Here is a 22,679-nt window from a genome sequence, read left to right as displayed (position 1 = left end):
CCCTAGCGCTTCATGGCGATGGCGGGCGGGGCCGGGCGGGCGTTTACGGCGCTCGCCACATGCACGGCGTCGCCGTCGCCCAGGAAGCCGGCCCCCTCGACCACCACCCGCTCGCCGGGGTTGACGCCGTTGGCGGCGGTGCGGTCGGGAGTGCGGGCCAGGATGTCGATGCGCCGGAACTGGGCGCGGCTGCGGGCGTCGACGACGTACACCCCCGGCTGGTTCTGGCGGTAGAGGATGGCGGCGGTCGGGAAGGTCGGGGCCGGCTGGACGCCCGCGGCGATCTGGGCGCGGGCGAACATGCCGCTGCGGAAGCCGCTGCCCGGGGCCAGGCTGATGCGGGCCAGGCCGACCCGGCTCTGGGTGTTGACCTCGGAGGTGACGATGCGGACGGTGCCGGCAACGTCGCCGACCTGGTCGGAGCTGACCTTGGCGGGCATGCCGGCGTGAACGGACAGCAGGTCGGCTTCGGGGATCTCGGCGTCCAGCTCCAGCCGGCCGTCGCGGACGATGCGGAACAGCTCGCTCCCGGCCGTGACGATCTGGCCCTTGGTGACGCTGCGGCGGCTGATCAGGCCCGAGACCGGCGCGCGGATGGCCGCCTGGCCCAGGCGGGCGGAGATTTCGTTGCGCGAGGCCTCGGCCGCGGCCAGCTGGGCGGCGGCGGTCTGCTGGTTGGCGGTGGCGGTGTCGAACGCGGCCTGGGACAGATAGCCCTTCTGCTGCAGTTCGCGGGCCCGGCGCAGGGCGGCGTCGGTCTGGGCCAGGGTGGCGCGGGCGCTGGCCACGGCGGCCTCCTGCTGGCGCAGCTGGGCGCGCAGCATGGTGTCGTTCAGCGCCACCAGCACCTGGCCCTGCTTGACCGTCTGGCCTTCGTCGACATTGACCGCCACCGCGGTCAGGCCGCCGGTTTCGGCCCCGACCGGGACCTCCTCCCAAGGCGTCACCGTGCCCGAGGCGTTGATGATCCGCGGCAGGGACTGGATCGAAACCGTGGAGACGCCCACCGTCTGGCTGGCGATCAGGTTCGGCTTGGCGGCCTTGGCCTTGTCGGCGTGATCGCAGGCGGCGAGGCTCAGCGCGCCGATGCACAGCGCTACCGACGCCGCCGTCGAACCCAGACCGCCCTTGTTAATCCGTTGACGCACGACAACCCCAGCTTTCGACCATTGAACAGCTCACGCGTTCTAGCTGAGAAACACGGTTCGCCGGATTAAATGATCGTAAGGCGCCGCTGTTTCTGCCTCAGGCCCTGTCGGCGCGCCGGACGTTGACCGCGCCGACCAGCAGGGCGGCCATGGTCAGGTAGCTCAGCAGGCTGCCGGCCACGTAATAGGCGCGCGGGACGATCTGCGTGTCGATCGCCGCGGCCAGGTGGGTCAGGGCGGTGACGCCCTGGAAGGCGGCGGCGGCCATCGGCCACCAGCGGTCGGAGGTCAGGGCCAGGATCAGCAGCACCAGCAGCAGCAGGACGTCGACCACGACCTCGCCGACCTGCGGGCCGAAGGTCTGGTGGGCGTTATGCACCAGCGGAGTGGCGAACCAGGCCAGGATCATCGCCACGCCGGCGATCCGCTCGACCCGCCGGCCGCGCCACAGGGCCAGGCCGGAGCACAGGGCCAGGCCGGCGAAGCTGATCAGCTGGTCAGGGGTCTGGACGTACATGGATCCGGTTCTGGCGAGGGGCCTGGCGAGGGAGGGGGCGGATCGCGGGTCCGGTCGCCGTTGGGGGGCGCGACCGGACCCGCGGCGCCAAAGGCGGCCGGATCGGGGAGATCAGGCGGCCTCGCGCGGGGACGGCACGGCCCGCAGGCTGCCGATCAGGCTGGGCGGGGGCTTTTCGCCGCCGCCGCCGAAGGAGACGGCCGACAGCCCGATGTCGTGCTGGGCCTGGCTGAGGTTCTTGTGGGTGTCGACGATGTTCTGCCGCGCCAGGCCCAGGGCGCGCATGGTCTCGATGGCGCTGAGCAGGGCGTCCTGGCCGATCATCACCGACAGCCTGGCCGCCTCGCGGGAGGTGGGCATCAGGGTGGTCAGGGCGGCGGTGCTGGCGATGGCGGCGTCGATGGCCTTCTCGGCGACGAACAGGGCCTCGGCGACGGCCTCGGCGGCGTCGCGGCGTTCCTTGAGCATGACGAAATCTCCTGGCGCCGGCGCGCGGCGCGATTGAGGGTTGAGGCGGGCGAGGCGCAACGGCCGCGCCGCTAGAACAGGCCGCGCAGGGCGTGCAGTCCCGCCAGCAGCGATCCGAACGCCAGGGCGGTCGCGATCATCAGGGCGGCGATCAGGCCCAGCCGTTGGACGAGCGTCAGGTCATTGGGGCCTCCCCAATGTCCGAAGGCGCGCGGCGCGTCGCCGGGACGTCGAGAAAGCTCTCGTCCATCAGCGTCCCCGCCACGCAGAGGATCTCGCGCAGCACCATTTCCGGCGGCTTGAAGGCGGCCTGCTTCCGGGTCGCCCCCACCAGGTCCGGCGCCATCAGGGCGGCCCGGGGATTGGCCGCCAGGCTGGAAAGCTGGCGCTCCAGCTGCGCCCAGGTGAACGGCGGGGCCAGCTCGCCGGGCGCGTTCGGCGTCGGCCAGGTCTGCTGGAAGCGGCGGATGTCGGCGCGCAGGTTCAGGGCCCTGGCCACCGCGTCCTTCTGGAGGTCCGAAAGTGAGGTCACGACTTGCTCCTTCGTCGGCCCGGCCAGGGGACGCGGAGAAGGGATCGGTGACCAGCCGCCCCGTGTCGGACCCTGATCCGATCGGAGGGGGGGTGATGGCGGGGGCGGCGCGGATCAGCGGCGAAACCAGGCGGGCGGCCTCGTAGCGGTCGGCCGCGCCCAGCCGTCGGCGGGCCTTGTCCAGGTGCCAGTCGACCGTGTGCTTGGACAGGCCCAGGCGGCGGGCGATCTCCTTGGAGCTCAGGTGCTCGTCGACCAGGCGCAGGCAGTCGCGTTCGCGCGCGGTCAGCCGGCCGAGTCCCTCAACCCTCTGGTCCAAGTCGAGCCCCCTCGTCTACAGCCTGACTGTAGCCTCATGGACGCGAGCCGCAAGGGGCGCTCAACCCTTGGGTAGGTCGGAGGGCGAAAGGTTCGACGAGATCTTCCACAGGTCGATCGCGCCCTCCGCCGCGTGGCGGTCGATCTGGGCCAGCTCCTCGGGCGTGAAGCCCAGGCCGTCGAGCGCGGACAGGGAGTCCTCCAGCTGGGCCACGGTGCGCGCGCCGATCAGGGCCGAGGTGACGCGCGGGTCGCGCAGCACCCAGGCCAGGGCCATCTGGGCCAGGCTCTGGCCGCGGGCCTTGGCCAGGGCGTCCAGGGCCTGGATGCGGGCCAGGTTGTCGCCGCTGAGCATGTGGCCGCCCAGCGAGCCCTCGCGAGCGGCGCGGGAATCCTGGGGCACCCCGCCGAGGTACTTGCTGGTCAGCATGCCCTGGGCCAGGGGCGAGAAGGCGATGCAGCCGACCCCGAGGTCTTCCAGGGTGTCGAGCAGGGCGTCCTCGATCCAGCGGTTGAGCATCGAATAGGACGGCTGGTGGATCAGCAGCGGCACGCCCTCGGCCTTGAGGATGGCGTGGGCCTGGCGGGTCAGTTCCGGCGAATAGGACGAGATCCCGACGTACAGCGCCTTGCCCTGGCGGTGCAGGTGGGCCAGGGCGCCCATGGTCTCCTCCAGCGGCGTCGTCGGGTCGACCCGGTGCGAGTAGAAGATGTCGACATAGTCCAGCCCCATGCGCTTGAGGCTCTGGTCGCAGCTGGCGATCAGGTACTTGCGCGAGCCGCCGACCCCGCCATAGGGGCCCGGCCACATGTCCCAGCCGGCCTTGGTCGAGACCACCAACTCGTCGCGATGGGCCTTGAAGTCGGCGGCCATCACCCGGCCGAAGTTCTCCTCGGCCGAGCCGTAGGGCGGGCCGTAGTTGTTGGCCAGGTCGAAATGGGTGACGCCCAGGTCGAAGGCGCGGCGCAGGATGGCGCGGCCGGTCTCGAAGACGTCCGCCCCGCCGAAGTTCTGCCACAGGCCCAGCGAGATCGCCGGCAGGTCCAGCCCGCTGCGGCCGGTCCGGCGATAGGGCATGGCGTCGTAGCGGGCGGGATCGGCGACGTAGGGCTGCTGCACGGGACATTCCTGGGAAGGGAAAGGGGAAAGGAGAACGTCTAGCGCGGAACCAGCGCCTTGTGGATCGGCTCGACCCAGGCGTCCTTCTTGATGTCGTAGGCGATGAAGTCGCTGTCGAACTGCCAGTAGGCCCACGCCCAGCCGCGGGCCTCGGCCTGGCGGGCGGCCGCGGCGGTATAGGCGGCGCGCGAGGCCATGTCGCCCTTGTCGTAGGCCCCGAACTCGCCCAGCAGGATCGGACGGTCGTGGGCCTTCGCCCAAGCCTGGACGCCGTCGAAGTCGGTCTTCATCCGCTGGCGCTCGGCCTCGGTTCCCCAGGTCACGCCGGTCTTGGGCGTGCTGGGATTCCACGACGCGCCCTGGTGGGTGAACTCCATCGGCAGGTAGTAGTGGACGGTGGCGATCAGGTGGCGGTCCTGGGCCGGCAGCTGCAGGGCGTCGAGGTGGGCGATATTGTTCCAGAAGGCCGGGCCGACGATGACGTTGCGGGTCGGGTTCGTGGCCCGGACCACCGGCAGCAGCTCGGCGACCCAGCCGTTCCAGACCGCGTCGTCCAGTCCCTTATTCGGTTCGTTGAGCAGTTCGAACACCACCCGGTCGGGCGCGGCCCTGTAGCGCTCGCCGATCTGCCGCCAGAAGGCGGTCAGCCTCGGCTTGCAGGCGGCGGGATCTTCGCCGCAGGGGCCGAAGTCGTGCTCGTCGAGGATCACGGTCAGCTTCTGGGCCAGGGCCGCCTGGACCACCGCGTCGAGGGTCTTCAGCCAGGCCGGGTCCAGCCGGTTGTCGGCGTCCATGTGCTCGAAGGCGTGCAGGTTGACCCGCACGGTGTCGAAGCCGCCGTCCTTGATGGTCTTGAAGTGGCGCAGCTGGAAGCGGGCCTGGGCCGGATCCTTCCACAGCGGATCATAGCCCAGCACGTTGACGCCCCGCCCCATGGTCTTGACCTGGTCGGCCGCCGACATCTCGCGGGCGGCGGCCGGCGCGGCGGCCAGGGCCGACAGCAGGGCGCAGACGATCAGCGTCTTCAGGGCCGAGACCATGGCGTTTCTCCGGGGGCGGTCAGGCGTCGCGGCGGGCGGCCTCGGATTCGGTGTCGGGCGAGGCGGCGCGGATCAGGTCCAGGACGTCGACCAGGATCACCTGCATGGCCTTCTGGGCCGCCTCGGCGTCGCGGGCGAAGATCGCCTCGGCCACGTCCTCGTGCGAGGGGATCGAGGCCGTGCGGCCCTTGATGCGGTTGGTGAAGCGGATCGAGATCCGTAGGGCGGTGTTCACCAGCTCGTGCAGGTCGCGATAGAACGGGTTCTTGGTGGCGTCGAGAATGGCGATGTGGAAGGCGATGTCCGAGGCCAGGGGATCGTCCTCGCCCTCGGCGGCGGCCTTCATCCGGGCCAGGGCCTTGCGAATGCCGGCCAGGCCCTTCTCGTCGGCGTTACGCGCCGCCAGGGCGGCGGCGGCCGGTTCGATGCCCAGGCGCATCTCGGTGAACTCGGCCAGCAGGCGCAGGCTGAACTTGCGCTCGAGCAGCCAGCGCAGGACGTCGGGATCCAGCAGGTTCCATTCGGTCTCCGGTTCGACCACCGTGCCGTGACGCGGCCGGGCGCTGAGCAGGCCTTTGGCGGTCAGCATCTTGACCGCCTCGCGCGTCACCGTCCGGCTGGCGCCGAACTGCTTGGACAGTTCGCCCTCGGTGGGAAAGCCGACCTCGGCGTACTCGCCGGTGACGATCGCCTGGCCCAGCGATTCGACGAGGCCGTAGGTCAGGCTGAGGCCGGGCTGTGTACGGATCGCCAACTTTATCTTCCCCTAAGAACGCAGGAAACAATACGACCACTAATAGATAAGGCCTTGTGTAGCGCGCTTCGCGGGCGCCCGGAACTATCATATTATTAATGAACAAAGCCCCGCCGCGGCGAACCGGACGGGACTTTTCGTTCAGACGGGCCGACGCGTCCTCACCACCAGGTGGCGTAGAGGGCGATCAGGATCAGGATCACGCCCAGGCCGGCGATGTTGAAGCCGGTGGTGGTCTTGTAGCTGACCCCCTCCAGGGTGACGACGTTGACGTCCTTCTTCTGCGGCGCGACCAGCGAGACGATGATCGCCGCGGCCAGGGTCAGCAGGAACACCAGGCCGACCCGGTTCATGAACGGGATCACGAACACCCCGGCCTTGTCGGCGACGAAGAAAGCGCCCGACAGGGCTGCGCCGCCGATCGCCGCGACCAGGGCCGAGGCGGTGGTGGCGCGCTTCCAGAACAGGCCCAGGATGAAGATCACCACGATCCCCGGCGTGAAGAAGCCGGTGAAGTCCTGGATGAACTGGAAGGCCTGCTCGGCCTTGCCCAGCAGCGGCTTGGCCATGAGGATGCCGACGATCACCGCGACGACGGCGGTGATGCGGCCGACGGTGACCAGATGGCGCTCCGAGGAGCCCTTCCGGACCTTGGCGTAGACGTCCAGGGTGAAGATGGTGGCGATCGAGTTGATCTTGGCGGCCAGGGACGCGACGATCGCGGCCACCAGGGCCGAGAACACGACGCCCAGCACGCCGGGCGGCAGCAGCTTCATCATTTCCGGATAGGCCTGGTCGGGCTTGGCCAGGCCGGGCGCCAGCACCAGGGCGGCGATGCCCGGCAGCACGACGATCACCGGCATCAGCAGCTTGAGATAGGCGGCCAGGGCGATGCCCTTCTGGGCCTCGGCGATGTCCTTGGCGCCCAGGGCGCGCTGGATGATGTACTGGTTGAAGCCCCAGTACGAGACGTTCATCACCCACAGGCCGCCGAACAGCACGGAAAGGCCCGGCAGGTCCTTGTAGTGCGGATTGTCGCGCGACAGGATCATGTCGAACTTGTCGGGGAACTGGGTGGTCAGGTGATTGAAGCCGGCCAGCAGGTCGCCGTGGCCGATCTTGGTCAGCGACAGGAAGACGATGATCAGGCCGCCGGTGATCAGCAGGGCCACCTGGACGATGTCGGTCAGGGCCACGGCCTTCAGCCCGCCCCACAGCTGGTAGGCCAGGGCGAAGACGCCGATGATCACCAGGGCCGTCATCTGGTCGACGCCGGTCACGGTGTGGATCGCGATCGAGCCCAGCCACAGGATCGAGGTCAGGTTCACGAACACGTAGAGGACCAGCCAGAACAGGGCCATCACGTTGCGCACGCTGGGGCCGTACCGCTGCTCCAGGAACTGCGGCATGGTCGAGATGTTGTTCTTCAGGAAGATCGGCAGGAAGAACTTGCCGACGATCAGCAGGGTCAGGGCCGCCATCCATTCGTAGGAGGCGATGGCCAGGCCCAGAGCGTAGCCCGAGCCGCTCATGCCGATGATCTGCTCGGCCGAGATGTTGGCGGCGATCAGCGAGGCGCCGATCGCCCACCAGGGCAGGGCCTTGCCGGCCAGAAAGTAGTCGGTGGAGTCCTTGCGGTGGCCGCCCTTGTCGCGGCTGACCCACTGGGCCAGGCCGAAGATGGCGACGGCGTAGATCGCCAGGATGACGAAGTCGATGGTTCTCACTGGGGTCCCCCCTTAGGGCTGTTCTTGTTCTGCTTTGGTAAGACGCTTCAGCTCGGAACTTCGCCCTTCCAGGCCGCGACCAGGGCCCGGGCCCGCTGGCCGACCTCCTGGGCGGAATAGCCGGGACGATAGAGTTCGCCGCCGACGCCGATGCCGGCGACGCCGGCCTCGACCCACGGCTTCAGATTGGCCGCGCCGACGCCGCCGACGGCGTAGACCGACACGTCCTTGGGCAGCACGTCGCGCACCGCCTTGATGTGGCCGGGGCCGAAGGTGCCGGCCGGGAACAGCTTCAGCGACCGGGCGCCGGCCTTGACGGCGGCGAAGGCCTCGCTGGGCGTGGCGAAGCCGGGCATCACGGTCAGGCCCAGGCCGACGGCGTGGCTGATCACGGCGGTGTCGATATTGGGGGTGACGATCAGCTTGCCGCCGACGCCCGCCACCTGATCGACCACTTCGGGCGACAGGACGGTGCCGGCGCCGCACAGGGCCTGGTCGCCGAAGGCGGCGCACAGCTTTTCGATGCTGATCAGCGGATCGGGCGAGTTCATCGGCACCTCGATGGCCCCGATCCCGGCCTCGACCAGGGCCGCGGCGACGTCGAGGATCTCGTCGGGCCTGACGCCGCGCAGGATGGCGACGATCGGCGGGGTGCTGGGGTTAGGCAAGGACGTGAACTCCGCTGGTGGGGCTCGGGGACAAGGTGGTCAATCCGGCCAGGACGGCCGCATCGCCGTCGACGGCCGTGCTGGACCCGTCCAGGGCGGCAATAGCCTGGGCGTAGAGCGCGCTGAGGGCCGGCGCGCCGATCAACGACACCGAGCCCAGGTCGCCGAACCAGCTGGCGGTGGAGGCGGTGTCGCCGCCGATCAGCAGGCCCGACAGGAAGCCCATGGCCTCGTCCTTGGACAGGCCGTCCAGCAATTGCCGGCTGCGTGTCTCGAAGATCAGGTGCGGCAGGCGGGCGGGGCCCTGTTCGACGATGCGGGCGACGCCGCGGGCGAACCCCGCCGCCACCGCCTCGGGGGATTCGGGGCCGTCGCCGGGCGCGGCCTTCGCCAGGATCGAGTGCTGGCGCAGCAGGGCGAAGATCTCGCCGACCGGCGCGGTCAGGAAGCTGGTGATCGCCCCGTCCTCGACCACCACCCACTTGGTGTGGGTGCCGGGCAGGGCCAGCAGGCGGCGGCCGCGCTTCAGCGCCGGGTCCAGCTCGAGGGCGCCGAGAATCTGGGTCTCTTCGCCGCGCATGACGTCGGGTCCGCCCAGGGCGTTGACGCAGGACAGGCCCGGCACGATCGCCACCGGCAGGCCGTCGGCGTCCAGGTGCAGCAGCCGCGCGCGGAGGTCGGCGGCGCCGGCCGGGCAAGGGGCGTAGGCCGCCTCGGCCCAGCCGTTGCGCGAGCCGACCATGCCGCACAGCAGGGCCAGGGACGGCTTGGCCTCACGCCAGTCGCCGACCAGCGACAGGAAGGTCTCGCGCGGCGAGGCCGTCAGGGCGCCGATGCCGGGGCCGTCGCGGCGGTCGAGCACGCTCTTGCCCTGGCGCAGATAGAGCCGCAGCCGCGAGGTGCCCCAGTCGCCGAAGATGGTGACGGACGGATCGTTCATCAGTGCGACTCGCGGGTGACGACCGAGCCGCTGGCCCCGACCAGGAAGTCCAGGTCCGCGCCCTTGTCGGCCCCCAGCACGTGGTCGATGTAGAGCTTGGCGTAGCCGCGCGTGGCCTTGGGGGCCGGCGGATCGGCGCGCCAGGCGATCAGGCGCGCGGCCAGCTCCTCGTCGGAGATCAGCAGGGTCAGCGACCGGCCGGGGCCGTCGAGCACGATCTCATCGCCGTTCTGGACGATGGCCAGCGGGCCGCCGGCGTCGGATTCGGGCGAGACGTGCAGGATCACCGTGCCGAAGGCCGTGCCGCTCATCCGCGCGTCGCTGATCCGGACCATGTCCTTGACGCCCTGTTCGAGAAGCTTGCGCGGCAGCGGCATGTTGCCGACTTCTGGCATGCCCGGATAGCCCTTGGGGCCACAGCCCTTGAGCACCAGGATCGAACCGGCGTCGACGTCGAGGTCCGGATCGTCGATGCGGGCGCGGAAGTCCTCAATGGTCTCGAACACCACGGCCTTGCCGCGGTGGCTGCACAACTCGGGGCTGGCGGCGCTGGGCTTCATCACCGCCCCGCCGGGAGCCAGGTTGCCGCGCAGCACCCAGATGCCGCTGTCGGGCTTCACCGGGGCCTCGACCGAGCGGATGACCTCGTCGTTATAGACCTCGGCGTTCTCGTACTGGGCGCCGATCGGCGCGCCGGTGACGGTCGGGGCGGTGGGGTCGAGGAACGGCGCCAACTGCTTCATCACCGCCGGCACGCCGCCGGCATAGTGCAGGTCTTCCATCAGGAAGCGGCCCGACGGCTGCAGGTCGACCAGCAGCGGCACGTCGCGCGACAGGGTGTCAAAGTCCTCCAGGGTCAGCTCGACTCCCAGCCGGCCGGCCAGGGCCAGCAGGTGGACCACGGCGTTGGTCGAGCCGCCGATCGCGGCGTGGACCCGCAAGGCGTTCTCGAAGGCGGCGCGGGTGGCGACCTGCGACATGGTCCGGCCGTCATGCACCATGCGCACGATGGTCCGGCCGGTCTCGTGCGACATCGCCCGGCGGCGGGCGTCGACGGCCGGGATCGAGGCGTTGTAGGGTAGGCTCATGCCCATGGCCTCGACGATCGAGGCCATGGTCGAGGCGGTGCCCATGGTCATGCAGGTGCCGGGCGAGCGGCTCATGCCGCTTTCGGCCGACATGAACTCCGGCAGGGTCATCTCGCCGGCCCGCACGGCCTCGGAGAACTTCCACACGTCGGTGCCCGAGCCGATGTCCTTGCCGCGGAACTTGCCGTTCAGCATCGGGCCGGAGCTGACGACGATGGTCGGCAGGTCGACGCTGGCCGCGCCCATCATCTGGCCGGGCGTGGTCTTGTCGCAGCCGCCCAGCAGCACGACGCCGTCGATCGGATTGCCGCGAATCGACTCCTCGACGTCCATGGCCAGCAGGTTGCGGAACAGCATGGCCGTCGGCCGCATCTGGGTCTCGCCCAGTGAGATGGCCGGGAATTCCAGCGGCAGGCCCCCGGCTTCCCAGACGCCGCGCTTCACGTGCTCGGCGATGTCGCGCAGGCCCGCATTGCAGGGAGTGATCTCCGACCAGGTGTTGCAGATGCCGATCACCGGCCGGCCGTCGAACACGTCGTCCGGCAGGCCCTGGCTCTTCATCCAGCTGCGATGGATGAAGCCATCGCGATCCAGCTTGCCGTAGCTGTGACCGCTGCGGAAGCGTCCGCCCCCGTTTCCCTGACTCATGACCAGCCCTAACGCCGCGGCCGAGCCGCTCGAAAATCTTGAGCTCCATTTATAGTATTATAAATACATTTGCCAAGGCCTGAGGCGTCATGACGCACTGGGAAAATCGACCTTAGGCTGCGACTTTCCCCATCGCCGCAAGGGGTTTGTCGAGACCCACTGTGGCTCAAAAGTCGCCCTCCTGACGGAAATGATAGCGCTATCAATTTCGGCTTGTAAGTACCAATTATATGACTAAACGTCAAAAATAGATCGTGTGACCGCTGCGTGCGGCGCACGTCACCGACGCCTTGAGAGCGTCGGGACGGATCTCATCTTGGGGAAGGAAGCCAAATGTCGCGTCGCAATCACTCACATCGCAATCTCATGTTCATGGGCGCGTCCGCGCTCGTGATCGGCGCCCTGGCGCCGGCCGCCGCGTTCGCGCAGGAGGCGGCCAAGCCCGTCGACACCGTGGAAGAGGTGGTTGTCACCGGCATCCGGGCCAGCTTGAAGTCGGCTCAGCAGATCAAGCAGAACGCCGAGCAGGTCGTTGATTCGATCACCGCTCAGGACATCGGCGCCCTGCCGGACCGCAGCGTCTCGGAAGCCCTGCAACGGATTCCCGGCGTCACCCTGCAGCGCACCAACGAAAACCGCGACCCGGCCCGCCTGGCGTCGGAAGGCGGCGGCGTGTTCATTCGCGGCCTGTCGTGGGTCCGCAGCGAAACCAACGGCCGCGACATCTTCTCGGCGAACAACGGTCGCGCCCTGTCGTTCGAAGACGTGTCGGCCGACCTGCTGGCCGGCGTCGACGTCTACAAGAACCCGTCGGCCGAACTGATCGAAGGCGGCATCGGCGGCATCGTCAACCTGCGCACCCGCAAGCCGTTCGACTCCAACAAGCGCCTGCTGGCCTTCTCGGCCGACTACAACTACGCCGACCTGCGCGACAAGGGCTTCATCTCCGGCAACCTGCTCTATAGCGACCGCTGGAACACCAATATCGGTGAAATCGGCCTGCTGGTCTCGGGCAGCATCGGCAATATCGGCAATCGCACCGACAGCATCCAGACCGGCCGCTTCGAAGAGCGTACGCTGACCGCCAACGACAACCCCGCCGCGGTGGGCAAGTCGGTCGGCGACAAGGTCTATATCCCCAATTCGATCGGCTGGCGCCGGATCGACTGGCAGCAGAAGCGCACGGCCTTCGCCGGCGCCCTGCAATGGCGTCCGAACGACCAGTGGGAGGCCACGCTCCAGGTCCTGACCGCCAAGGCCGATCCGCATGACGTCGAGCACGCCCTGGGCGACACCAACGGCGGTTACGCCGCGGCCGGTCCGGGCTATAAGTATGACGCCGACGGCGCCGTCACCGCGGGCACGATCACCAATGTCGGCCTGACCGCCGACACCCGCTACGGCTCGTCGCACAAGAAGACCGAGGACTACTCGTTCAATCTGAAATACACGCCGAACGACAAGTGGGCGTTCAGCGGCGACTTCCAGTATGTCAAGTCGCACGCCGACGTGCTCAGCATGACGGCGTTCACCCAGCTGAGCCGCGACGTCCCGTCGAGCCTGACGTTCAACATCGCCGGCGACGAGCCGGTGCTGAAGCTGAACCAAAGCACCGACACCACCCGCACCCAGTCGGCCTACTGGTGGGCGGCGGCGATGGATCACATCGAGGATAACAGCGCCGACTCCAAGGCCGCCCGCGCCGACGCCGAATACACCTTCGACGACAATGCCTGGCTGAAGTCGTTCCGCTTCGGCGTCCGCGGCACCGACAAGACCGCGACGACCCGGCAGACCGGCTATAACTGGGCCCTGCTGAGCAGCCAATTCTGGGGCGGCGGTACGCCGGTCTATCTGAACCAGACGGGTTTCGACGCCTCGCACCAGAACGGCGGCCTGCCGGTGCAGTCGGAGCTGATCACCTACGACAACTTCTTCCGCGGCGACGTGCAACTGCCCGGCGTGGCCTGGTTCCCGTCGGAATCCCTGGTCAGCAACGGCACCGCCAACGCCTACAGCTTCCTGAAGAACACCGAGAGCGCCGGCTGGGGCTGGAGCCCGCTGACCGAGGCCAGCTACGCCACCGCCAAGCCGGCCGGCGACAACGCCAACGGGGGCACCAACAACCAGGGTGAGAAGACCAAGGCCATCTACGCCCTGCTCCGGTTCGGCAACGAAACCTCGCCGCTCGGGCGGATGGACGGCAATGTCGGCGTGCGGGTGGTCAAGACCGAAGTCGATGGCGGTACGGGAGTCTTCACGATCAGCCAGCCGGCCGGCAACTGCACGGCGAACTGCTCGACCTACAACGGCCTGGTGGCCTTCGCCAACGGCAGCATCAAGGGCGGCTCGTCCAGCAACAGCTATACCGACGTCCTGCCCAGCCTGAACCTGCGCTTCTTCCTGGCCGATGATCTGCAACTGCGGTTCGCGGCGGCGAAGGCGATCGTCCGCCCGACCTTCAGCCAGATGCAGTCCTACACGAACCTCAGCTTCAACTTCGAAGCCGACGGCGTGACCTTGAAGCCCGCCCCCAGCGGCATGACCGGCAGCGGCGGCAATCCTCAGCTAAAGCCGACCAAGTCGAACCAGTTCGACGCCAGCCTGGAATGGTACTTCGCTCCGGCCAGCAGCCTGACTTTCGCGGCGTTCTACAAGGACATCTCGAACTACATCTTCATGGGCAACGCCCCCGAAACCTATACTTCGGGCGGTCAGACCTATGAGTTCCTGGTCAGCCGCAACATGAACGGCTCCCAGGGCAAGATCAAAGGCTTCGAACTGGCCTATCAGCAGTTCTATGACTTCCTGCCCGGCGCCCTCAGCGGCCTGGGCCTGCAAGCCAACTTCACCTATGTCGACAGCAATGGCGGCAAGAACACCGCGATCAATATCAACGAGACGGCGCAAATCGACGGCGCGGCGGATCAGACCCTGCCGCTCGAAGGCCTCTCCAAGACCAGCTACAACGTGGCGGTGATCTACGAGAAGTACGGCATCTCGGCGCGCCTGGCCTATAACTGGCGCGAGCGCTACCTGCTGACGACCTCGGCGGCCAACATCCAGCGGCCGGTCTGGTCGGAAGACTTCGGCCAGCTGGACGGCTCGATCCTCTACTCGCTGAACGACAAGTACAAGATCGGCGTCCAGGCGACCAACATCCTCAACGCCCGGACCTATCTCGACGTCGGAGGCGCGAGCTTCGCGCCGCGCTACAGCTGGACCGACAGCGATCGCCGGATCGCCATGGTCCTGCGCGGCAGCTTCTAGACCGCCGCGAAAGCAGCCCTCCGGTCATTTCGATGGCCGGAGGGTTTTTCATTTGAGATGCTGACCGCGCGCGGACGAAGGGCGGCCGACCGTTCTTGGACGGTTCAGGACTTCCCACGCCGCGTGCGATTGTCGACACTGCGCGCGTCCCTTCGCGACCGCGAGTGGGACGGGGGAGTGAGCGATGTCGCGTGAGCGTATCCGCAAGGTGGTGGTGGTGGGCGGCGGTACGGCCGGCTGGATGGCCGCCGCGGTCCTGGCCCGGTTCCTCAAGAACACGCCGGCCACGATCCAGCTGATCGAGTCCGAGGAGATCGGCATCGTCGGCGTCGGCGAGGCGACCGTGCCGCTGATGCAGATCTTCAACCGCATCCTCGACATCGACGAACGCGACTTTGTGCGCCGCACCCAAGGCACGTTCAAGCTGGGCATCGAGTTTCGCGACTGGTCGCGGTTGGGCAACGTCCATTTCAACGGCTTCGGCGACCATGGCGCCGAGATCGAGGGCGTCTCGCCGCATCACCACTGGCTGCGGCTGCGCGGCCTGGGCGATCCCACGCCGTTCAGCGACTATTCCTTGCCGCGCATGGTGGCCAAGCTGGGCCGGTTCACGCCGCCGTCGCCCGATCTGCAATCGGAGGCCTCGTTCTACCAGTACGCCTATCATTTCGACGCCAGCCTCTATGCCGGCTATCTGCGCCGCCACGCCGAACCGCGAGGGGTCGAGCGGATCGAGGGCAAGGTGGTCGAGGTTCACCTGCGCAGCGACGACGGCTTCATCGAGGCGGTCAGCCTGGAGGGCGGCCGGCGGATCGAGGGCGACCTGTTCATCGACTGTTCGGGGTTCCGCGGCCTGCTGATCGAGCAGGCCATGAAGACCGGCTATGTCGACTGGACCCATTGGCTGCCCTGCGACCGGGCCATGGCGGTCCCCTGCGAGACCGGCGGCGACGGCCTGACGCCCTTCACCCGCTCGACGGCCCTGGCCGCCGGCTGGCAATGGCGCATCCCGCTGCAGCACCGCACCGGCAACGGCTATGTCTATTGCAGCCAGTTCATCAGCGACGACGAGGCGGCCTCGACCCTGCTGGCCAATCTCGACGGCAAGGCCCTGGCCGATCCGCGACCGCTGCGGTTCGTCACCGGCCATCGCCGCAAGTTCTGGAACAGGAACTGCGTCGCCATCGGCCTGGCCGCCGGCTTCATGGAGCCGCTGGAATCGACCAGCATCCAGCTGATCCAGACCGGCCTGGCCCGCCTGGTCGAGATGTTCCCGGACATGGCCTTCGACCCGGTGATGATCGACGAGTACAATCGCATCACCACCAGCGAATACGAGCGGATCCGCGATTTCCTGGTGCTGCACTATTGCGCCACCGAGCGCGACGACTCGCCGTTGTGGAACTATTGCCGGACCATGGCCGTGCCCGACGAGCTGCGCCACAAGATCGAGGTGTTCAAGAGCTGCGGCCGCGTGCCGCTGCTGGCCGAGGAATCCTATTCGGCGCCCAGCTGGCTGGCGATCTTCCTGGGACAGCATGTCTATCCCGAGCGTTACGATCCGCTGATCGACTCCATTCCCGACGACAAGCTGCGGATGGGCATGCGCCACCGCCTGGAGGGCGTGCGGCGGCTGGCCGAGTCCATGCCGCGACATGGCGAGTTCATCGCCCGCCATTGTCCCGCCATCCCCGGGACGTGAAGCCATGAACGACAATCGCATCCGCAAGATCGTCATCGTCGGCGGCGGCACGGCGGGCTGGATCACAGCTTCGGTGCTGGCCCGGTGCCTCGGCCCCCTGGCGACGATCGAACTGGTCGAGTCCGAGGAGATCGGCATCGTCGGGGTGGGGGAGGCGACCGTTCCGGCCATCGGCCTGCTCAACCGCCTGCTCGGCCTGGACGAGGACGAGTTCGTCCGCCGCACCCAGGGTACCTTCAAGCTGGGCATCCAGTTTCGGGACTGGGGCCGGATCGGCGACAGCTACGTCCACCCGTTCGGGACCTACGGGGCCAATTTCGACGTCTGCGCCTTCCATCAGTACTGGCTGAGGCTGCGGGCCGAGGGCGACCGGACCGAGATCGACGCCTATGCGCTCAGCGCGGTGGCCGCCGAGATGGGCCGTTTCGCGCGGCCCAGCGGCGATCCGCGTTCGGTGCAGGCGACCATGGCCTACGCCTTCCATTTCGACGCGGCGCTCTACGCCCGCTACCTGCGGTCCTACGCCGAGGCCAAGGGTGTGCGGCGCGTCGAGGGCAAGGTCGTCGACGTGACCTTGCGCGGCGCGGACGGCTTCATCGAGTCCCTGTTGCTCGAGGGCGGCCGGCGGATCGAGGGGGAGCTGTTCATCGACTGCTCCGGTTTCCGCGGGCTGTTGATCGAGCAGGCCTTGCAGACCGGTTACGAGGCGTGGACCCATTGGCTGCCTTGCGACCGCGCCGTGGCCGCGCCCTCGGCCAAGGTCGGTCCGCCCACGCCCTACACCCGCTCGACCGCTCGCGAGGCCGGCTGGCAATGGCGCATCCCGCTGCAGCACCGCACCGGCAACGGCTATGTCTATTCCAGCCAGTTCATCAGCGACGACGAGGCCGCCGCCAAATTGCTGGCCAGTCTGGACGGCGAAGCCTTGGCCGACCCCCGGCCGCTGCGCTTCACCACCGGCCGCCGCAAGCAGGCCTGGAACAAGAACTGCGTCGCCATCGGCCTGGCCAGCGGCTTCATGGAGCCGCTGGAATCGACCAGCATCCACATGATCCAGACCGCCGCCATGCGCCTGGTCGGCCTCTTTCCCGATCGCGACTTCGATCCGGCGGTGAGCGGCGAATACAACCGCCTGTCCTGCCTTGAATACGAACTGATCCGCGACTTTCTCATCCTGCATTACCACGCCACCGAGCGCGACGATTCCCCGCTCTGGAATTACTGCCGCACGATGTCGATCCCCGACAGCCTAGCCTGGAAGCTTGAGCAGTTCCGGGGCTACGGCCGGATCAATTCCAACGACACCGGCCTGTTCAAGGACCCGAACTGGCTGGCGGTCTATCTGGGCCAGCGGGTGTGGCCGCGATCCTATGATCCGCTCGCCGACGGCTATGACGGGACCGCCCTGCGCGCCCAGATGACGGGCATGCGCAACATCATCCGCCAGGCCGCCGAGGCGCTGCCGTTGCATGAAGACTTCATCGCCCGCAACTGCCGCGCCGAGCCGCTCGGCTGATGATAGCGGTAGCAGATCGCTTGCCAATCCATTTGTCGGAGTATATAAGCTTGACTGAGGGCGAGGTCGCGTGGCGATCTCCCGTCTCCGAACGCCACAAGCACGGGATCATATCTCCCCGACTCCGTGCCGCTTCTCCGCCGCGCATCGTTCCCCTGCGAGCGATGCGCGGATTTTTTTTGCTGGGACGGTGCGTTTTCAGGGGCATTCTGGAGATGACCTTCCCGCCTTTCCGGGCGAGTGAAACGGCTTGCAATGCCGGTTGCCTCGTCTAATTGTCCTATTTATATGTTAGCGGTAACGAAGCCGTCGCGGCGACCTTCGCGAGACAGACGGCCAGCAGGGGAGGGGACGGTTTGCGGTTCCAGAACATCACGGCCGGCGACGGCGCCAAGAGCGCGATGCGCGGCGCGGCCTGCGCCCTGGTCGCCCTGTGCGCGGCCGCCGTGCTCGGCGCTGGTCCGGCCCTGGCCGCCGACGCCCCGGTCCCGCGGTTCGTCGAGAAGGACGGCCGCCACGCCCTGATGGTCGACGGCGCGCCGTTCCTGATGCTGGGCGTCCAGGCCAACAACGCCGCCAACTATCCCTCGCAGCTGCCCAAGGTGTGGCCGGCGGTGAAGGCGCTGAGCGCCAACACCCTGGAGATTCCCGTCGCCTGGGAGCAGATCGAGCCGGTCGAGGGCCAGTTCGACTTCTCCTACGTCGACATCCTGCTCAAGCAGGCCCGCGCCAACGACGTGAAGCTGGTGCTGCTGTGGTTCGCGACCTGGAAGAACAACGGCCCGCAATATGCGCCCGAATGGGTCAAGCTGGACAACAAGCGCTTCCCGCGGGTGATCAACGCCAAGGGCGAGGTCAAGGACTCGCTGTCGCCGCACTTCCCGGCCACGCTGGAGGCCGACCGCAAGGCCTTCGTCCAGTTGATGCGCCACCTGAAGGCCGCCGATCCCGACCACACGGTGATCATGGTCCAGCCGGAGAACGAGACCGGCACCTATCGCGCCGTCCGCGACTATTCCCCCACCGCCCAGAAGCTGTTCGACGGTCCCGTGCCGGCGACCCTGGTCAAGGCCATGGGCAAGAAGGCCGGAACCTGGAAGGAGGTGTTCGGCAAGGACGCCGACGAGTTCTTCCACGCCTGGTCGATCGGCCGCTATGTCGACGCGGTCGCCGCCGCCGGCAAGCGCGAGCTGCCGCTGCCGATGTACGTCAACGCCGCCCTGCGCGACCCCTTCAACTGGCAGGACCCGTTCACCTATTCGTCGGGCGGCCCGACCTGGAACGTGCTCGACATCTGGAAGGCCGCCGCCCCGTCGATCGACGCCCTGGCCCCGGACATCTACATGCGCGAGAGCGCCAATGTCCGAAAGACGCTCGACCAGTACGGCCGCCCGGACAATCCGCTGTTCGTGCCCGAGATCGGCAGCGACAAGGGCTTCGCCCGCCACGTCTATGACGTGCTGGGCCACCACGGCCTGGGCTTCTCGCCGTTCGGCCTCGACTTCACCGGCTATTCCAACTACCCGCTCGGCGCCAAGACGGTCGACGCCCAGGCGCTGGAGAACTTCGCCGTCCACTACCGCCTGCTGGAGCCGATGGCCCGCGAATGGGCCCGGCTGTCGTTCGAGGGCCAGGTCTGGGGCGTCGGCGAGGCCGACGACCGCAAGGCCGAGACCCTGAAGCTGGGCGACCGCTGGACGGCCACGGTCTCCTATGGCGAATGGCAGTTCGGCTCGATCGACGCCCCGTGGATGGGCAAGGCCGAGAAGCAGCCCAATCGCGAGGTCCCCGACGGCGGGGCCCTGATCGCCCAGCTGTCGCCCAACGAGTTCCTGGTCACCGGCTACCGCGCTCGCGTCACCTTCGGCTCGGCCAAGAACGAGCGGTTCATGCTGGCCCGGGTCGAGGAAGGCCATTTCGACAACGGAAAATGGGTCTTCGACCGGCTGTGGAACGGCGACCAGGTCGACTACGGGTTGAACCTGACGACCCAACCGCAGATCCTGAAGGTCAAACTGGCGACCTACTAGCCCAATCTCATCCGCCCGGCTGCGGTCGAACGGCAGCGACAAAACAAGTCCCGTACCTGGGGGAGACCATCCGATGCGCATCCACACCAAGCCCGCCGCCCTGTTGACCGGCCTCGCCCTGGCCCTGCTGGCCTCGACCAGCGCCCTGGCGCTGGACGGCGGCTTCGAGAAGACCCCCGAGGGGGTGATCGTCACCCCCGCCTCGGGGCCGGCCAAGAAGGTGCGGCTGCAGGTGATGGGCGAGCGCGCCATCCACGTCACCGCGACGCCGACCGACAGCCTGGACGTTCCGCCCAGCCTGATGGTCACGGCCAAGCCCGGCGGCGCCTTCACGGTCGAGCAGGTCGGCGGCAAGGTGGTGGTCAAGGCCGCCAAGGCCACGGCCGAGGTGTCGCTGGCCGACGGCGCCGTCAGCTTCCGCGACGCGGCCGGCAAGCTGGTGCTCAGCGAAAACGGCCGCCGGCCGTTCAAGACCGAAACGATCGACGGCAAGACCTTCTACGCCGTCAGCCAGCAGTTCAATCCGGGCACGGACGAGGCCTTCTACGGCCTTGGCCAGCACCAGAACGGCCAGATGAACTACAATGGCGAAGACGTCGAGCTGGCCCAGTACAACCGCGACATCGCCGTGCCGTTCGTGCTGTCGACCCGCAACTACGGGGTGCTGTGGGAGAACAACGGCATCACCCGGTTCGGCGACCCCACGCCCTACGACCTGGCCTCGCGCGACCTGAAGATCTTCGACGCGGCCGGCAAGGCCGGCGGCTTCACGGCCAAGTACTACATCGGCGACGCCCTGAAGGTGACCCGCACCGAGACCGACATCGACTACCGCTACCTGAAGGACCAGGCCAACTGGCCGGCCGAGCTGATCGGGCCGGACAAGAAGCCGCTGGCCGGCGTGCGGGTGGTCTGGGAAGGCGCGGTCGAGGCCCCGGTCGGCGGGGTCCAGAAGTTCAAGCTCTATTCCAGCGGCTACGCCAAGCTCTATGTCGACGGCAAGCTGGCGATCGACCGCTGGCGGCAGAACTGGAACCCGTGGTTCCACAACTTCACCACCCCGATGAAGGCCGGGACCCGCCACAAGATCCGCGTCGAGTGGGACCCCAACCAGGGCTATATCGGCCTGCTGCACAACAACCCGATCCCGGCCGCCGACCAGCATTCGCTGACTTTCACCTCGGACGTCGCCCACGCGGTCGACTACTACTATGTTGGCGGCGGCGACCTCGACCAGGTGGTCGGCGGCTATCGCGGCCTGACCGGCGAGGCGGTGATGATGCCGCGCTGGGCCTATGGCCTGTGGCAGAGCCGCCAGCGCTACGAGACCGCCGACCAACTGCTGGGCGTGGTCAAGGAATACCGGGCCCGCAAGCTGCCGCTCGACAACATCGTCGAGGACTGGCGCTACTGGAAGGACGACGCCTGGGGCAGCCACAAGTTCGACGAGACCCGCTTCCCCGATCCCAAGGGCATGATCGACGAGGTCCACGCCCTCAACGCCCACTTCATGATCTCGATCTGGCCGAAGTTCTATCCGACCACGGAGCACTTCAAGGAGCTCGACGCCAAGGGCCACATGTACCACCGCAACATCGAGCAAGGCGCGCTCGACTGGGTGGGTCCGGGCTATCTGAACTCGTTCTACGACCCCTATACCAAGGAGGCGCGCGACATCTACTGGCGCCAGGTCAAGGAGAGCCTGAAGGGCTTCGGCGTCGACGCCTGGTGGATGGACAGCGACGAGCCGGACATGCACTCCAACCTCGACATCCCCGAGCGCACCCTGCGCATGGGCCCGACGGCGATCGGACCGGGGGCGGAGTTCTTCAACTCCTATCCGCTGATCCACACCAGCGGCGTGTTCGAGGGCGAGCATGCGCTGAACCCCGACAAGCGCAGCTTCATCCTGTCGCGCTCGGGCTTCGGCGGCATCCAGCGCAACGGCGTGGCCCTGTGGAGCGGCGACGTGGTCGCCCGCTGGGACGACCTGAAGGACCAGATCTCGGCCGGGGTGAACCTGTCGATGTCGGGCATCCCCAACTGGACCACCGACATCGGCGGCTTCTCGGTCGAGGACCGCTACACCAACAAGGACCCGGCCCACTGGCCCGAATGGCAGGAGCTGAACCTGCGCTGGTTCCAGTTCGGGGCCTTCAGCCCGCTGTTCCGCAGCCACGGCGAGTTCCCGTACCGCGAGATCTACAACCTCGCCGACCAGGGCACCGAGGTCTACAAGGCCCTGGCCTGGTACGACGAGCTCCGCTACCGGCTGATGCCCTATGTCTACACCCTGGCGGCCGATACCTATCACCGTGACGGCAGCATGATGCGCGGCTTGGTGATGGACTTCCCGGCCGACCGGGCGGCGCGGAACGTCAATGACGAGTACCTGTTCGGCAAGGCGTTCCTGGTCGCCCCGGTGACGGCGTTCAAGGCCCGCTCGCGCGACGTTTATCTGCCGGCCGGCGCCAGCTGGTACGACTTCGAGAGCGGCAAGGCCTTCAAGGGCGGCCAGACGATCAAGGCCGACGCCCCGCTCAGCCGCATGCCGCTGTTCGTGCGGGCCGGGTCGATCGTGCCGACCACGGTGGTCCAGCAATATGTCGGCGAGCAGCCCGACGCGCCGCTGACCGTGGTGGTCTATACCGGCGCCGACGGCCGCTACGAGCTCTATGAGGACGACGGCCTGAGCAACGGCTATGAGCGCGGAGCCTACAGCCGCATCCCGATGAGCTTCGACAACGCCTCGGGCCGCCTGACCATCGGCGCCCGGTCGGGGACGTTCACCGGCATGCGCGACAAGCGGGTGATCAAGGTCCGCTTCATCGGCGGCGGCGCCAAGCCGACCGACTTCGAGGCCGCCGACGCCACGGTGGACTATGACGGCCAGCCGATGGTGGTGACCCGGAAGTAGGGGGCGACCCGTCCGGGCTCACATTTCCCTTGTCCTCCCCGTGCAACGGGGGAGGTGGCCGCGAGGCGGACGGAGGGGGCGTCCTGCCGAGATCGTGACGCCCCCTCCGTCACGATGCGTATTCGCATCGCGCCACCTCCCCCCCCGCATGGCGGGGGAGGAGAAGCCGCGGTCCTCCATCCCCGCGGTTTGCGGGGATCAACGCTGGTCAGGCCCAACGAAATCAACGCCCTGCGATTTTCTCGCTTTTTTCCATCCTCACCCTCCCAGACCAGC

At 67.9% G+C, this 22,679-nt stretch carries 16 protein-coding genes and 1 pseudogene; 5 read left to right on the top strand and 12 right to left on the bottom strand.

What is annotated here, in order from left to right; translation table 11 throughout:
• Positions 1 to 2: 2 nt before the first annotated feature.
• The 12 genes and pseudogenes from ACIPQB_RS12510 to ACIPQB_RS12455 form a co-directional block, all read right to left on the bottom strand.
• A complete protein-coding gene (locus ACIPQB_RS12510; RefSeq protein ID WP_446485556.1) occupies positions 3 to 1,148 on the bottom strand; it encodes an efflux RND transporter periplasmic adaptor subunit in 1,146 nt (381 codons plus the stop codon).
• Positions 1,149 to 1,245: 97 nt separating this feature from the next.
• The gene (locus tag ACIPQB_RS12505; RefSeq protein ID WP_446485555.1) at positions 1,246 to 1,665 is read right to left on the bottom strand and encodes a hypothetical protein; all 420 of its coding nucleotides are present in this window, start codon (positions 1,663 to 1,665) and stop codon (positions 1,246 to 1,248) included.
• 111 nt (positions 1,666 to 1,776) lie between these two features.
• Positions 1,777 to 2,133 carry a hypothetical protein gene (locus tag ACIPQB_RS12500; RefSeq protein WP_446485554.1) on the bottom strand — a complete coding sequence of 119 codons (357 nt, stop codon included), beginning with the start codon at positions 2,131 to 2,133 and terminating at the stop codon, positions 1,777 to 1,779.
• A gap of 175 nt (positions 2,134 to 2,308) precedes the next feature.
• Entirely contained in the window at positions 2,309 to 2,665 is a 357-nt protein-coding gene (locus ACIPQB_RS12495; RefSeq protein WP_446485553.1) for a hypothetical protein, read from the bottom strand.
• Between the two features lie 139 nt (positions 2,666 to 2,804).
• Positions 2,805 to 2,984: pseudogene (locus ACIPQB_RS12490) on the bottom strand (helix-turn-helix domain-containing protein); the annotation flags it as partial.
• Between the two features lie 60 nt (positions 2,985 to 3,044).
• Positions 3,045 to 4,103 (bottom strand): L-glyceraldehyde 3-phosphate reductase, encoded by a 1,059-nt coding sequence (gene mgrA, locus ACIPQB_RS12485; protein ID WP_446485552.1) that lies wholly within the window; start codon positions 4,101 to 4,103, stop codon positions 3,045 to 3,047.
• 38 nt (positions 4,104 to 4,141) lie between these two features.
• Positions 4,142 to 5,143, bottom strand: coding sequence for a glycoside hydrolase family 5 protein (locus tag ACIPQB_RS12480; RefSeq protein ID WP_446485551.1), 1,002 nt, complete (start codon positions 5,141 to 5,143; stop codon positions 4,142 to 4,144).
• A 19-nt stretch (positions 5,144 to 5,162) separates the two neighbouring features.
• Positions 5,163 to 5,891, bottom strand: coding sequence for a FadR/GntR family transcriptional regulator (locus ACIPQB_RS12475; RefSeq protein ID WP_446485590.1), 729 nt, complete (start codon positions 5,889 to 5,891; stop codon positions 5,163 to 5,165).
• A 167-nt stretch (positions 5,892 to 6,058) separates the two neighbouring features.
• Positions 6,059 to 7,624 (bottom strand): sodium/sugar symporter, encoded by a 1,566-nt coding sequence (locus ACIPQB_RS12470; protein ID WP_446485550.1) that lies wholly within the window; start codon positions 7,622 to 7,624, stop codon positions 6,059 to 6,061.
• Positions 7,625 to 7,671: 47 nt separating this feature from the next.
• Entirely contained in the window at positions 7,672 to 8,292 is a 621-nt protein-coding gene (locus ACIPQB_RS12465; protein WP_446485549.1) for a 2-dehydro-3-deoxy-6-phosphogalactonate aldolase, read from the bottom strand.
• Positions 8,285 to 9,232, bottom strand: coding sequence for a 2-dehydro-3-deoxygalactonokinase (locus ACIPQB_RS12460; protein ID WP_446485548.1), 948 nt, complete (start codon positions 9,230 to 9,232; stop codon positions 8,285 to 8,287). Before ACIPQB_RS12460 ends, ACIPQB_RS12465 begins: the two co-directional genes overlap by 8 nt.
• Positions 9,232 to 10,968, bottom strand: coding sequence for an IlvD/Edd family dehydratase (locus ACIPQB_RS12455; RefSeq protein WP_446485547.1), 1,737 nt, complete (start codon positions 10,966 to 10,968; stop codon positions 9,232 to 9,234). The genes ACIPQB_RS12460 and ACIPQB_RS12455 overlap by 1 nt, the downstream gene beginning before the upstream one ends.
• Before the next feature lie 333 nt (positions 10,969 to 11,301).
• On the opposite strand from ACIPQB_RS12455, the gene ACIPQB_RS12450 reads away from it, so the two are divergent.
• From ACIPQB_RS12450 to ACIPQB_RS12430, 5 genes are all read left to right on the top strand, one after another.
• Complete coding sequence (locus tag ACIPQB_RS12450) at positions 11,302 to 14,238, top strand: TonB-dependent receptor (RefSeq protein ID WP_446485546.1); 2,937 nt, start codon at positions 11,302 to 11,304, stop codon at positions 14,236 to 14,238.
• Positions 14,239 to 14,422: 184 nt separating this feature from the next.
• On the top strand, positions 14,423 to 15,940 hold the full coding sequence (locus ACIPQB_RS12445; protein ID WP_446485545.1) for a tryptophan halogenase family protein: 1,518 nt from the start codon (positions 14,423 to 14,425) through the stop codon (positions 15,938 to 15,940).
• Positions 15,941 to 15,944: 4 nt separating this feature from the next.
• A complete protein-coding gene (locus ACIPQB_RS12440) occupies positions 15,945 to 17,456 on the top strand; it encodes a tryptophan halogenase family protein (protein WP_446485544.1) in 1,512 nt (503 codons plus the stop codon).
• Positions 17,457 to 17,857: 401 nt separating this feature from the next.
• A complete protein-coding gene (locus ACIPQB_RS12435) occupies positions 17,858 to 19,486 on the top strand; it encodes a DUF5597 domain-containing protein (RefSeq protein WP_446485589.1) in 1,629 nt (542 codons plus the stop codon).
• 73 nt (positions 19,487 to 19,559) lie between these two features.
• Positions 19,560 to 22,403, top strand: a complete 2,844-nt coding sequence (locus ACIPQB_RS12430) for a TIM-barrel domain-containing protein (RefSeq protein ID WP_446485543.1) — start codon at positions 19,560 to 19,562, stop codon at positions 22,401 to 22,403.
• Positions 22,404 to 22,679 lie beyond the last annotated feature (276 nt).

The organism is Caulobacter sp. LARHSG274, from assembly GCF_052871235.1.
This window is presented reverse-complemented; position numbering and strand designations above follow the sequence as displayed.